Origin of the sequence: Pseudonocardia oceanicola (assembly GCF_047200735.1) — a bacterium.
GTDB lineage: Bacteria > Actinomycetota > Actinomycetes > Mycobacteriales > Pseudonocardiaceae > Pseudonocardia.
In genome coordinates, this window is record NZ_JBJZON010000001.1 from 890,943 (window position 1) to 903,035 (window position 12,093).

Consider the following 12,093-nt stretch of genomic DNA (forward strand, 5'->3'; position numbering starts at 1 on the left):
ACCGGTCACCCGGTGGATTGCCCGCGGGCGGCCGGGGTATCACCGCGGCGTGACGGCAGCAGCAGTCGATCCCCCCGCCGGGCTCGTCCGCTCCGACCCCTCCGGGCCGGGGCTCTGTCGGCGCCGGTCCGGCCGGGGCTGGGTCTTCCTCGGGCCGGACGGCGAGCGCATCGACGACCGGGCGGAGATCGCGCGGATCAAGGACCTCGTCATCCCGCCGGCGTGGCGGGACGTCTGGATCTCGCCCGATCCCCGCGGCCACATCCAGGCCGTCGGCACCGACGACGCCGGCCGCCGCCAGTACCGCTACCACGACGACTGGCGTCGGGCACGTGACCAGGAGAAGCACGACCGCGTGCTGTCCCTGGGCCGCAAGCTCTCCGAGGTCCGCGGGGAGATCACCACGCGGCTGGGGACCAGCGGGCTGCACCGCGAGCGGGTGCTCGCCGGGGCGGTGCGGATGCTCGACATCGGGGTGTTCCGGGCCGGCGGCGAGCAGTACGCCCCGAGCTGCGGGGACGACGGCTCGGACGACTGTTCCGGCGGAACCGGCTCCACCGGTCGTGGGCACGACGGAACCGGCTCCACCGGCTGCGGGCACGACGGCGACGACCACGACGACACCGGCACCTTCGGCCTGGCCACGCTGCGCCGCGAGCACGTCACGCTGCGCCGCGGCCTGATCCACTTCGACTACCCGGCCAAGGGCGGGGTGCCGCGCCGGCTCGACCTGCGCGACCCGTTGCTGCACCGGCTGGTCAACGGGCTGCTGCGGCGCAAGGGCGGCGGCGAGGACCTGCTGGCCTACCGGACCGGCCGCACCGGCTGGCACGACGTGCGCTCCGAGGACCTGAACATCGCGGTGAAGGAGCTGGCCGGGGACCGGTTCACCTGCAAGGACCTGCGCACCTGGAACGCCACCGTGCTCGCCGCCGTCACGCTCGCCGGGGCGGTGGCCGAGGAGGGCCGGGTCCCGTCGGCGAAGCGGGCGCGGACCCGGATGGTCCGGCACGCCGTCACCACGGTGTCCGACCACCTCGGCAACACCCCGACCGTGGCGAGGAACTCCTACGTCGACCCGCGGGTGGTCGAGCGGTTCGAGGAGGGCCGTACGGTGCTGGTGGCGCTCCGGCGGCTGGAGACCCCCGACCTCACCGACGACCGCAGCCGCGCCGCGGTGGAACGTGCGGTCGTGCGCCTGATCACGGGCTGACCCCCCGGCCGTCTCCTGCTGGTTCGTCTCCTGCTGGGCCGCCTACTCCTCGCTCATCCGCCTCCGCAGCTGGGCCAGCGTGCGGGCCAGCAGGCGGGAGACGTGCATCTGCGAGATCCCGACGTGGTCGGCGATCTGCGTCTGCGTCCTGTTGCCGAAGAACCGCAGCACCAGGATGGTGCGCTCGCGCTCCGGGAGCTCGTCGAGCAGCGGCGCGAGGGTCTGCCGGTACTCGACCTTGTCCAGCTCCGCGTCGGCCTCGCCGAGGGTGTCCGCGAGCGGGGAGTCGGCCCCGGCCACCAGCTCGTCGAGCGACGGGCCGCGATAGGCCTGCTGGGCGTCGAGCCCCTCGAGCACCTCCTCGGTCGAGATGCCGAGCCGCTCGGCGATCTCGGACGGCCTGGGCGCACGCCCCAGCTCCTGGGACAGCGGCCCGACGGCCCCGTTGATCGAGCTCTGCATCTCCTTGAGCCGCCGTGGCACCCGCATCGCCCAGGTGCGGTCCCGGAAGTGCCGGCGCACCTCGCCGGTGATGGTCGGGATCGCGTAGGAGAGGAAGTCGACGCCGCGGTCCGGCTCGAACCGGTCCACCGCGTTGATCAGCCCGACGGTGCCGGCCTGCTCCAGGTCGTCGACCGGCTCGCCGCGGTTGGCGAAGCGCCGGGCGATGTGTTGCACGACCGGCAGGTGGCCGGTGACCAGCTCGGCCCGCAGTGCGTCGCGGTCGGGATGGTCGGCGGGGAGCGCCACGAACTTCTCGAACAGCGGGGCGAGGTGCGCGTACTCGGAGTCCGACCCCCGGCTCTCCCGCTCGGGGGTCTGGCCGGGGTCCTGGGCGGGGTCGCGGTCAGTCACGACGCCCCGGGGAGGGTCTGGTGTTGTCCGACGCCACGTACGGACCTACCCGACCGATCGGCTCAGGAAACGCGGGCCCCGGACGGGGACGAGCACCGAATCCGGGCGGAACCCGCCGGAGATCGCTGGTAGGTTGGACTGCCGCGCCGTCGGGCGACGAGGGACGACGAGGACGTCGGCCGCGCCGCCGGCGGGCCAGATGCCGACAGATCGCGCGGACGACCGGGCCGACCGGCCGCTCCGTCCCTCCCGTGAAGGACGTCCCCGCAGGTGCCGACCCCCGAACCCGCCACGGGCGAGACGCCGCTCGAGCACGAGCGCGCCTACGTCGCGATGCTCTACGAGCGGCTCGACGAGCGCCGCCGGGAGACCGCCCGCCGCCTCGCCGACGTGCTGCACGGCGAGACCGTCGGCACCCCCCAGGCCCTCACCGAGCGCGACGCCGCGGCCGCCATGTACACCGACCGGCTCGCCGCCCTGCGCGCCGCGGAGCACGGGCTGGCCTTCGGCCGGCTCGACGCGGAGACGGGCGAGGTCCGCTACGTCGGCCGGCTCGGCCTGCTCGACGAGGAGCACGACTACGAGCCGCTGCTCATGGACTGGCGTGCCCCGGCGGCGCAGCCCTTCTACACCGCCACGGCCGCCAACCCCGAGGGCATGCGCCGGCGCCGGCACCTGCGTACGCGCGGGCGCACGGTCGTCGCCGTCGACGACGAGGTGCTCGACCTCGCCGACGCCGCCGCCGAGGGCAGCGGATCCGGCCTGACCAGCGAGGCCGCCCTGATGGGTGCCCTGGTCGAGCCCCGTACCGGCCGCATGAGTGACATCGTGGCCACGATCCAGGCAGAGCAGGACCGGATCATCCGGTCGAAGCCGTCGGGCGTGCTGGTGGTGCAGGGCGGGCCCGGCACCGGCAAGACGGCGGTCGCGCTGCACCGCGCCGCCTACCTGCTCTACACCCACCGGGACCGGCTGGCCCGCCGCGGCGTGCTGGTGATCGGCCCGAACCCGACCTTCCTGCGCTACATCGGCCAGGTCCTGCCGTCGCTGGGCGAGACCTCGGTCGTGCTCGCCACCCCGGCGGAGCTGTACCCGGGCCTGCACGCGCGCCGGCCCGAGGACGCCCGCACGGCCGCGGTGAAGGGCCGCGCCGACATGGCCGCCGTGGTCGCCGCGGCGGTCCGCGACCGTCAGCAGCTGCCGCGTCGGCCGATCGAGCTCGTGGTGGAGCAGCAGCCGGTCCGGATCGACCGGGACGTGGTGAACCAGGCCCGCTCGCGGGCCCGGCGCTCGCGCAAGCCGCACAACGAGGCCAAGCGGACCTTCCGTGCCGAGGCGTTGCGGCTGCTCGCCCAGCAGGTGGCCCAGCACCTCGGCGGGCGGAACCTGCTGGGCAGGCTCGACGTCGAGGACATCCGCGAGGAGCTGGCGGACGACCCCGCGGTCGCCCGCGAGCTCGACGCGCTGTGGCCCACGCTCACCCCCGAGCAGCTGCTCACCGACCTGTTCGCCGACCGGCGCAGGCTCAACTCGATCGCGCGGCGGATCCCCGCCGGGGACCGGGCGCTGCTGGAGCGGCCGGCGCCCGCCGCCGACGTGCCGGCCGACCTGCGCTGGACGCCCGCGGACGTCCCGTTGCTGGACGAGGCCGCCGAGCTCCTGGGCGACGACGGGTCCGCGGCCCGGGCCGCCGAGCAGGCCGCGCTGCGCGAGGAGGTGGAGTACGCCCAGGGGGTGCTCGACGTGCTGGACCTCGAGGAGGAGCTGGACCCGGAGCTGCTGCGGGCCACGGACATCGTCGACGCGGACCGGTTGGCCGAACGCATGCAGGTGCGGACCTACGAGTCGACCGCCGACCGGGCCGCCGCGGACCGCGAGTGGACCTACGGGCACGTGATCGTCGACGAGGCGCAGGAGCTGTCGGCGATGGCGTGGCGGCTCGTGATGCGCCGCGTGCCGAGCCGCTCGATGACGGTCGTGGGCGACGTGGCGCAGACCGGCGACATCGCCGGGGCGTCGACCTGGGCCGAGGTGCTCTCGCCGTTCGTGGCGAACCGGTGGCGGCTCGAGCAGCTCACCGTGAACTACCGCACGCCGGCCGAGATCGCCGACGTCGCCGACGACGTGCTGGCCGCCATCGACCCGGGCCTCACCCCGCCGACGTCCGTGCGCAGCACCGGGGTGCCGCCGCGGGCGGTGCCGGTGGCCGCGGGCTCCCTGGAGGGCTCCGACGGGGTGCTCGCCGAGATCGTCGCGGAGGAGCGGGGGGCCGTGGGCGAGGGGCGGACCGCGGTGCTGGTGCCGGCCGCGCGGGTCGCCGCCGTGCGCGAGGCGGTGCTCGGCGAGGCCGCGCCCGAGGACCCGGAGGACCTCGAGGCCCCGGTGGTCGTGTTGCCGGTCGGTGCGTCGAAGGGGCTGGAGTTCGACGCCGTCGTGCTCGTCGAGCCGGCCGAGGTGCTGGCCGAGAGCCCGCGGGGGATGAACGACCTCTACGTGGCCCTGACCCGCGCCACGCAGCGGCTCACCGTGGCCCACGCCGCGGACCTGCCCGAACCCCTCAAGCGGCTGCGCCGGGCCTGAGCCGCGGCGCCCGCTCGCCCACCACCGGCAGCGTCGCTTCGACCACCGGACGGGCCTTGTCGGACAGCATGGCTGCTCCCTTCACGGGTCGAGGACCTGCGTTCCCGGGCCGCAGCGGTCGACACGGCCTCAGGCCGGGTCGAGGTCGAGTCCGTCCGCGGCGTTGTGTCGCCACTGGTCGACGGTGCGGATGTAGCGGAAGAGCTCCTGCGAGCCTGGCGCCCAGCGGCCCTGGGTGGCGATGTCGAGCAGGGAGGCCCCCGCCCGGTAGGACTCCGTGGCGAAGCCGGCCCGCAGGGAGTGGCAGGTGACCGGGTAGGGCAGTCCGGCGCGTTCGCCGGCCCGCGCGATCACGGCCGTGACGGCGTCGGGGGACAGCGGCTCGTCGCGGACGGTGTCGTGCCGGTCGATGCGCCGGAAGGCGGGGCCGCCGGTGTGCCCGCTCGCGCGCAGCCACGCCAGCCAGGCCGACCGTGGGCAGAGCAGCGGATGGCGCCGACGGGGCAGCGCGGTGCGCCCGGTCGTCTTGCCGACGCGGACGTCGAGGACGATGCCGTTGTGCTCCACGGTGACGTCGGAGGTGAGCAGGTGGGCCTGGTCGCTGGCCCGGGTGGCGCCGTAGAAGCCGAGGGTCACCATGGCGCGGTCGCGCAGCCCGCGGTGGGTGTCCGGGCAGGCGCGGGACATGGCGAGCACGGCCGGCAGGTCCACGGCATGGGCCTGCCCGCGGCCGCGCCGCACACCCTCGGTCGACAGGCGCCTGCGGTAGATCGTCAGTGCCTCGCGGGCCGCGGCCGGACCGCGCGGGTCGACGTCGGCGCCGAACTTCCGCAGCCCGTGCAGCGCGCCGGCGAGCTTGCGCCGGATGGTGGCCGGCGCCGCCGGTTCGCCCGGCTCCCGGCCGATCCGCGGTGCGCCCTGCTCGAGCCAGAGCACGAACCCGACGAGGGCACCGCGGCCGCCGGAGAGCAGCGGGATGCCCGCCCAGCTGGTGTAGTCCTCCCAGGCCGCCCAGTCCCGGGCGTAGGCCTCACGGGTGCTGGCGACCCGTTCGGCGTCGAGGTAGTGGTCCGCGGCCGCGTCGAGCGCCTCGACCCGCAGGGCCGCGTCGGACACCGGGTCGCCGGGCAGGGGCCGGCGTCGCGGCGCCGACCGCGCGCGCCGGGTGAGGGCGGCGTCCGTCACCGGTACAGGGCTCGGTCGTGCATGTGCTGCAGGGTAGGAGCCGGCCGCTCCGGGTCGCCCGCGACGCGCCCGGTCGGCCCCGGGTGGCGACGGTCGCTGCGGCGGCCGCCGCCCCCTCGGGACCGGGGAGTCGCCCTCAGCTCACAGGTCGAGGACCAGCCGCGCCGAGCAGGAGCGGGAGACGCAGATCATCATCGCGTCGTTCGCGGCCTGCTCGTCGGGGGCGAGCACCGAGTCGCGGTGGTCCGGCACGCCCTCGAGGACGCCGGTCTCGCAGGTGCCGCAGGTGCCCTCCCGGCAGGACGAGAGGATTCCGACGCCCGCCTCCTCCACGACGTCGAGGACGGACCGGTCGGCGGGGACGGTGAGCGTGGTGCCGCTCTGGGCGAGCTCGACCTCGAACGCCTCCCGAGGCCCGTCGTCCGCGCCGGCCTTGGGCGCGAACCGCTCGAGGTGCAGGGCACCCTCCGGCCACGCCGCGCACCGCTGCTCGACGGCCGCCAGCAGCGGCTCCGGGCCGCAACAGTAGACCGCGGTGCCCGCGGCCGGCTCGCCGAGCAGGGCGGCCAGGTCCAGCAGGCCCGTCTCGTCCTGCGGGCGGACCTCGACCCGGTCCGGGTGCCGGTCCTCCAGGCGGTCCCGGAAGGCCATCGACGCGCGGGTGCGGCCCCCGTAGACCAGCCGCCAGTCCGCGCCGGCCGCCTCCGCCGCCGCGATCATGGGCAGGATCGGCGTGATGCCGATGCCGCCGGCGAGGAACAGGTAGCGCGGCGCGTCGACCAGCGCGAAGTGGTTGCGCGGCCCCCGCACCCGCACGATGTCGCCCTCGGCCAGCACGTCGTGGACGTGTGCCGAGCCGCCGCGCCCGGCCTGCTCGCGCAGCACGGCGACCTGCAGCACCGAGCGCTCCGCGGGATCGCCGCAGAGCGAGTACTGCCGGGTCAGGTCGCCGGTGAGCGCGAGGTCGACGTGCGCCCCGGGCTCCCAGGCGGGCAGGTCCGCGCCGGCCGGGTCGCGCAGGGTCAGCTGCACGACGCCCTCGGCCAGGGTCTCCTTCTTGTCGAGCACCAGATCCAGTTCGTGCTCGAGGTGCGGCTCGGTCGCCATCTCCTCGTTCCTCCTCGGTACGGGCCGTCGCGTCAGGCCGACGCGGGGGCCGGTTCGCGGGTGGGCGCCGGGCCGGCGCCGGTGTCGGTGGGTTCGTGGCCGTCCGGGTGGGCGAGCAGCCACTCCCACAGCTCCACCGGGTCCTCGAAGATCCGCTCGCTGCCGCAGTGGCAGACCGCGCGGAGCCGGTCGGTGCCGAGGACCCAGTGGATGCGGTAGACGCGGTCGCCGCCCAGGACGGGCGGGGCCTCCGGGATGCCGGCGCTCATCGGACGGGGGCCGCCGGGGCGTTGCGCGGGGCCTGCCCGACCATCCGGGCGAGCATCCGCCGCGCGGCCAGCCCGCCGGTGTCGATGTTGATCGAAAGCTCCTGGTAGCCCTCCGGCTCGCCCTGGATCACCTGCTCGAGGACGTCGAGCGCCTCGACGTCCTGCAGCACGACGGTCCGGTTGTTCTCGGCGAGGAAGGCCGAGACCTCGGCGTCGTCGAGCGCGAAGTCGCGGGCGACCATCCAGAAGTCGTGCGTGGAGTGCTCGGTCTCCGGGGTGATCGCGTAGACGACCTCGACGTGGAAGGCGTCCGGATCGGTGCCGTCGGGGTTCGGGACGGAGCCGACGGGTGCGATCCGGCTGTGCAGCTTGTACAGGCACGGCGGGGCGTACTCGATGTCCTGCCAGCGGGCGATCCGCCCCTGCAGGCCGGTGGACCGCGAGTAGAAGGGCGGGCACTCGGCGTCGTCCATGTGCCGGGAGACGTAGACGATGCCGGCCTCGTCGTCGACCTCGGTGGAGATCGGGGTCGAGGCGACCTCGGGGGTGCCGATGTAGCCGCCGTGCAGGTAGGTCTCGTGCGACAGGTCGAGCAAGTTGTCGACCAGCAGCGAGAAGCGGGCGGCCAGCGGCTCCCTCCCGCGGACCGTCGTGAAGCCCGGTGAGGCCAGGTAGGGGGCGCGCGGGATGCGGGTGGGGTCGGCCAGCTCGGGGTCGCCGATCCAGATCCAGACCAGCGAGTCGAGCTCGACGACCGGGTACGGGGTGAGCCGGGCGGTGCGCGGCACCCGGGTCTGGCCGGGCACGGCGACGCACTTGCCGTCCGAGCCGTAGGTGAAGCCGTGGTAGCCGCAGACGACCGTGTCGTCGACCAGCCGGGACGGGGCCTGCGACAGCGGGAAGCGGCGGTGCACGCAGCGGTCGGAGTTCGCGACGACCTCACCGGACTCGGTGCGCCAGAACAGGATCGGCTCGTCGCAGAGGGTGCGGGAGAACAGCTCGTGGCGGATCTCGGAGCCGTAGGCGGCGACGTACCACTGGTCGCGGGGGATCGTGCTCATGAGGAGGCTCCCTCGGCTCGAAGGGTGGTGGGCTCGGCGGCGGGCGAGGCGGTGTTCGTGGTCGAGGCCGCGTCGTTCGAGGCCGCCCCGGTCTTCCGGGCGGGGCCGCGGAGGCGGAGGAGGAAGAGCAGGGCGGCGGTCAGGACGAAGACCGCGCCGAAGGCGATGTAGAGCTGCGCGGGCGTCCAACCGCCGTCGAGCAGCGTGCCGGCCAGCGTCGGGGCGAGGATCGCGCCGGCGCGGCCGATGGCCAGGCCGGTGCCCACACCCGTGGTCCGGACCTCCGGGTCGTAGACCGTGGGGGTGAGGGCGTAGAGCCCGGCGACGCAGCCGTTGACGAACACGCCGAGCACGGCGGCGATCACGAAGGCCAGCGTGAGCGACGACGAGGCGCCGATGAAGACCGCCAGCAGCACACCGGTGGCGACCAGGTACGACGCGAGGACGGTGCGCAGGGCGAACTTCGCGGCCAGCAGCCCGAGCAGCGCGGCGCCGAAGATCCCGCCGACGTTGAGCAGGGTGCCGCCGGCGATCCCGGCCGTGGGGGAGAGGCCGGCCTCGGTGAGCAGGGTCGGCGTCCAACTCGTCACGAAGTAGAAGCCGGCCATGATGCAGAAGAAGACGACCCAGAGCACCAGCGTGGTCCGGCGCAGGCGCGGGGTCAGCAGCTCCTGGTAGCCGGCGCCGACGCCCTTCGGTGCGGCGGTCCGCTCGGGCAGTTCCCCGAGTGCCGCGTGGCCCATGCGGGCGAGCAGGGCGTTGACCCGCTCGAGGGCGCGCACCGGGCGGCGGGCGAGCAGGAAGTCCAGCGACTCGGGCAGCCGCCACCACACCAGCGGGATGGACGCGAGGGTGGCGAGGCCGCCGACGAGGAACACCGACCGCCAGCCGAGCTGGCCGATGAGCACGGCCGCGAGCAGGCCGCCGACGGTGGCGCCCAGCGCGTAGCCGGTGGAGTTCAGGCTCACGGCGAGACCGCGCCAGCGCCTCGACGCGTACTCGGCCGCGATGACGTTGCTGGTGGCCAGGATGCCGCCGATGCCGAGGCCGGTCACCGCGCGGAGCACACCGAGCTGGACCGGGGACCGGCTGGCCGCGGAGAGCAGCATCGCGGCGGCGGCCACGGCCAGGCAGCCGAGCACGATCGGGCGGCGGCCGAGGCGGTCGGCCCAGGGGGCCACGACCATCGACCCGACGGCCATGCCGATCAGACCGGCCGAGAGCAGCAGGCCCAGCTGGGCGCCGGAGAGGCCCCAGTCGGCGGAGACGGACTTGCCGGTGAAGGCCATGACCAGCACGTCGAAGCCGTCGAGCATGTTCAGCAGCACGCACACGACGACGGCGCCCCACTGGAAGCGGGACATCGGCCGGTCGTCGATCAGGTCCCGGACGGTGGCGCTCATGCGCGCCGGCCCTCGGGTGCGGATGGGGTGGGAGAAGGCATGGCAGCACTCCGTCGTCGACTGCGTCTTCGGCCCGCACCGGACCGCGCCGTGCGGTGGTGGTGGGAGCGGGCGCCGCCCGGGTCCCCGCGGCGGTGTCGAGAGCATGCGTGCGCCGTCCGGCGCGACCGAACCCGACTTCCGGGAAATGGAAGTGTTTGTGCGCGGCCGCCGGATCGCGTCCCGTCGCGGCGCGCCGGGTGGTTCGATACGGGACGGGCCGGGTACCACCTCGCGCGTCGTCGGCGTCCCGGCCGCGGGGGAGGTCGGGATGACGGAGATGTGGGACGTCGCCGTGGTCGGCGCGGGCCCGGCGGGCGCGGCCGCCGCCCTCCGGGTGCTCCGGCTCGACCCGGCGGCCCGTGTGCTGCTGGTCGACGCCGCCACCTTCCCCCGGGACAAGACCTGCGGCGACGGGATCGCCGCCGGCGTCTTCGACCTCCTCGCCGCCCTCGGCCTGCCCGACCTCGCCCGGCTGGGCGCCGCCGTACCCCGCCTGCACGTGCGCTCGCCGTGGGGCGCCGTGGTCGACCGGAGCTGCGCGCGGCCGAACCGGGTCGTGCCCCGCGCCGTCCTGGACCACGCGCTGGTCTCCGCCTGCCTCGAGCGGGGGGCACGGGTGCGGCGGCAGCGGGTGCGGCGGATCGAGGTGCGTCGCGACCACGTGGTGCTCGACGGCGACACCGCCGCACGCACGGTCGTCGGGGCCGACGGCGCGAACTCGGTGGTCCGCCGCAGCCTGGGCGTCCCGTCCCGGCCGCGGAGCACGGCCGTGGCCGTCCGCGGCTACACCACACAGGACCCGGTGGTGCCCGACGCCCTCCACATCGCGTTCGCCGAGGGTCGCCGGCCGGCCTACGCCTGGTCGTTCCCACTGGCCGGCGGAGGGGCCAACGTCGGCTACGGGATTTTCGACGGCACCGCCCCGACCAGCCGTGACGAGCTCCTCGCCGGGCTCGCCACGCACCTGCCGGGGCAGGACCTCGATCCGGCGACGGTGCGCGGCCACCGCCTCCCGCTGTCCACCGGGGCCCGCGCCCAGCCGGACGGGCGGGTGCTGCTCGCGGGCGACGCCGCCGCGCTCGTCAACCCGCTCACCGGCGAGGGCATCTTCGACGCCGTGGCCTCGGGGGTGCTCGCCGGGCAGGCCGCGCTCTGCGGGGCGGCGGCGGGGGCGGTGCACCGCGCGGCCCTGCGCCGCTGCTTCGGTCGCCACCACCGGCACACCGCCGCGTTGTCCCGCCTGATGCGCAGCCCGCGCTTCGTCCACGCCGCGGTGCTCGCCGCCGCCCGGGACCAGCGCGTGTTCGACACCGTCGTCGAGGTCGGCCTGGAGCGCGGCACCGCCGCACCCCGCGTCCTCGCGGCGATCGGCGCCGCGTTCGTGGGGCCGGCCCGGGGTGTGGCACCCCGCCCGCGCAGGCACCGTCCGCTCGAACCGGCGACGACCTGATCCGTCCGGCGCGGGCGGGGTGACCCGGTCAGGAGCCGCGGTACCGGTCGGCGAGGGCCCGGCTGATCGCCCGGGCGCTGGTCCGGACCAGCGGGCTCAACGCGTGCGGTGAGGCCGTGCCGTGCCGGACCACGAGCGAGACGGCCGCGACGACCTGGCCGCGCTCGTCCTGGACCGGCGCGCCGACCGAGAGCGCGTCCGTGGTCACCTGGCGGTCGCTGATGGAGAACCCGTTCACGCGGACGTCGGCGAGCATGCGGCGCAACCGGTCGGGGTCGGTGACCGTGTACCGGGTGAAGCGCTCGATCCGGCCGGACAGCACGTCCTCCTGCACGTCGGCGGGGGCGTGCGCGAGCAGCACGAGACCGACACCGGTCGCGGTGAGGGCGAACCGGCCGCCCACCCGGGTGAGCACCGGCACGGCGACGGACCCGCCGATCCGCTCGACGAACACCACCTCGGTGCCCTCGCGGACGGCGAGCTGGACGTTCTCCCGGGTGATCTGGGAGAGGTCCTCCAGGAACGGCAGCGCGCGTTCCCGCAGGCCCTGCCCCCGCGGGGCGAGCGCACCGAGTTCCCAGAGCCGCAGCCCGACCCGGTAGGACCCGGTGTCGTCGCGCTCCAGGGCGCCCCAGTCCACGAGCTCCGCGAGAAGGCGGTGCGCGGTCGACAGCGGCATCCCCGTGTGCCGCGCCAGCTGGCTGAGCGTCAGCGCCGGGCGGGTCGGGCCGAACGCGCCGAGCAGCGCCAGCCCGCGGGTCAGCACCGGGCCCGTCGGACCCGCCGGCCGCCCTCGCGCCACCGCCCCGCTCCCTGCTCGCCCCGGCCGTGTCACCGGGGTCCCAGTGTGGCAGCCGCCCGCGCCGGGAACGGCGTACCCGGGCCCCGCTCCGCTGACGAGGGCGCCGAGGTGTCGATGATCGCCGAT

The 12,093-nt window shown here is 75.5% G+C and carries 10 protein-coding genes; 3 read left to right on the forward strand and 7 right to left on the reverse strand.

Annotated features, from left to right (window positions below; translation table 11 throughout):
* Window positions 1–49 precede the first annotated feature (49 nt).
* Window positions 50–1,213, forward strand: a complete 1,164-nt coding sequence (locus tag ACL02T_RS04065) for a DNA topoisomerase IB (RefSeq protein WP_412829271.1) — start codon at window positions 50–52, stop codon at window positions 1,211–1,213.
* A 42-nt stretch (window positions 1,214–1,255) separates the two neighbouring features.
* Here the strand turns inward: ACL02T_RS04065 and ACL02T_RS04070 are convergent, their stop codons facing one another.
* Window positions 1,256–2,068, reverse strand: a complete 813-nt coding sequence (locus tag ACL02T_RS04070) for an RNA polymerase sigma factor SigF (protein WP_412829272.1) — start codon at window positions 2,066–2,068, stop codon at window positions 1,256–1,258.
* A gap of 333 nt (window positions 2,069–2,401) precedes the next feature.
* Here ACL02T_RS04070 and ACL02T_RS04075 point away from each other — a divergent pair, with 333 nt between their 5' ends.
* Window positions 2,402–4,648: a HelD family protein gene (locus tag ACL02T_RS04075; RefSeq protein ID WP_412829333.1), complete on the forward strand. Its 2,247-nt coding sequence runs from the start codon at window positions 2,402–2,404 to the stop codon at window positions 4,646–4,648.
* A 129-nt stretch (window positions 4,649–4,777) separates the two neighbouring features.
* On the opposite strand, the gene ACL02T_RS04080 is transcribed toward ACL02T_RS04075, so the two are convergent.
* The 5 genes from ACL02T_RS04080 to ACL02T_RS04100 form a co-directional block, all read right to left on the reverse strand.
* Window positions 4,778–5,833 carry a tyrosine-type recombinase/integrase gene (locus ACL02T_RS04080; protein ID WP_412829273.1) on the reverse strand — a complete coding sequence of 352 codons (1,056 nt, stop codon included), beginning with the start codon at window positions 5,831–5,833 and terminating at the stop codon, window positions 4,778–4,780.
* A gap of 141 nt (window positions 5,834–5,974) precedes the next feature.
* Window positions 5,975–6,940, reverse strand: coding sequence for a PDR/VanB family oxidoreductase (locus ACL02T_RS04085; RefSeq protein ID WP_412829274.1), 966 nt, complete (start codon window positions 6,938–6,940; stop codon window positions 5,975–5,977).
* Between the two features lie 32 nt (window positions 6,941–6,972).
* Complete coding sequence (locus ACL02T_RS04090) at window positions 6,973–7,209, reverse strand: hypothetical protein (RefSeq protein ID WP_412829275.1); 237 nt, start codon at window positions 7,207–7,209, stop codon at window positions 6,973–6,975.
* The gene (locus tag ACL02T_RS04095) at window positions 7,206–8,270 is read right to left on the reverse strand and encodes a Rieske 2Fe-2S domain-containing protein (protein ID WP_412829276.1); all 1,065 of its coding nucleotides are present in this window, start codon (window positions 8,268–8,270) and stop codon (window positions 7,206–7,208) included. The genes ACL02T_RS04090 and ACL02T_RS04095 overlap by 4 nt, the downstream gene beginning before the upstream one ends.
* Complete coding sequence (locus tag ACL02T_RS04100; RefSeq protein WP_412829277.1) at window positions 8,267–9,673, reverse strand: MFS transporter; 1,407 nt, start codon at window positions 9,671–9,673, stop codon at window positions 8,267–8,269. Before ACL02T_RS04100 ends, ACL02T_RS04095 begins: the two co-directional genes overlap by 4 nt.
* Before the next feature lie 310 nt (window positions 9,674–9,983).
* Between ACL02T_RS04100 and ACL02T_RS04105 the strand changes: the two genes are divergently transcribed.
* The gene (locus ACL02T_RS04105) at window positions 9,984–11,165 is read left to right on the forward strand and encodes a geranylgeranyl reductase family protein (protein ID WP_412829278.1); all 1,182 of its coding nucleotides are present in this window, start codon (window positions 9,984–9,986) and stop codon (window positions 11,163–11,165) included.
* A gap of 28 nt (window positions 11,166–11,193) precedes the next feature.
* On the opposite strand, the gene ACL02T_RS04110 is transcribed toward ACL02T_RS04105, so the two are convergent.
* Window positions 11,194–11,967, reverse strand: a complete 774-nt coding sequence (locus ACL02T_RS04110) for an IclR family transcriptional regulator (protein ID WP_412829279.1) — start codon at window positions 11,965–11,967, stop codon at window positions 11,194–11,196.
* Window positions 11,968–12,093 lie beyond the last annotated feature (126 nt).

Coding starts and splice junctions, on each gene's coding strand:
- ACL02T_RS04105 (WP_412829278.1), top strand. CDS start 9,984: ATGACGGAGATGTGGGACGTCGCCGTGGTCGGCGCGGGCCCGGCGGGC.
- ACL02T_RS04085 (WP_412829274.1), bottom strand. CDS start 6,940: ATGGCGACCGAGCCGCACCTCGAGCACGAACTGGATCTGGTGCTCGAC.
- ACL02T_RS04090 (WP_412829275.1), bottom strand. CDS start 7,209: ATGAGCGCCGGCATCCCGGAGGCCCCGCCCGTCCTGGGCGGCGACCGC.
- ACL02T_RS04075 (WP_412829333.1), top strand. CDS start 2,402: ATGCTCTACGAGCGGCTCGACGAGCGCCGCCGGGAGACCGCCCGCCGC.
- ACL02T_RS04100 (WP_412829277.1), bottom strand. CDS start 9,673: ATGAGCGCCACCGTCCGGGACCTGATCGACGACCGGCCGATGTCCCGC.
- ACL02T_RS04095 (WP_412829276.1), bottom strand. CDS start 8,270: ATGAGCACGATCCCCCGCGACCAGTGGTACGTCGCCGCCTACGGCTCC.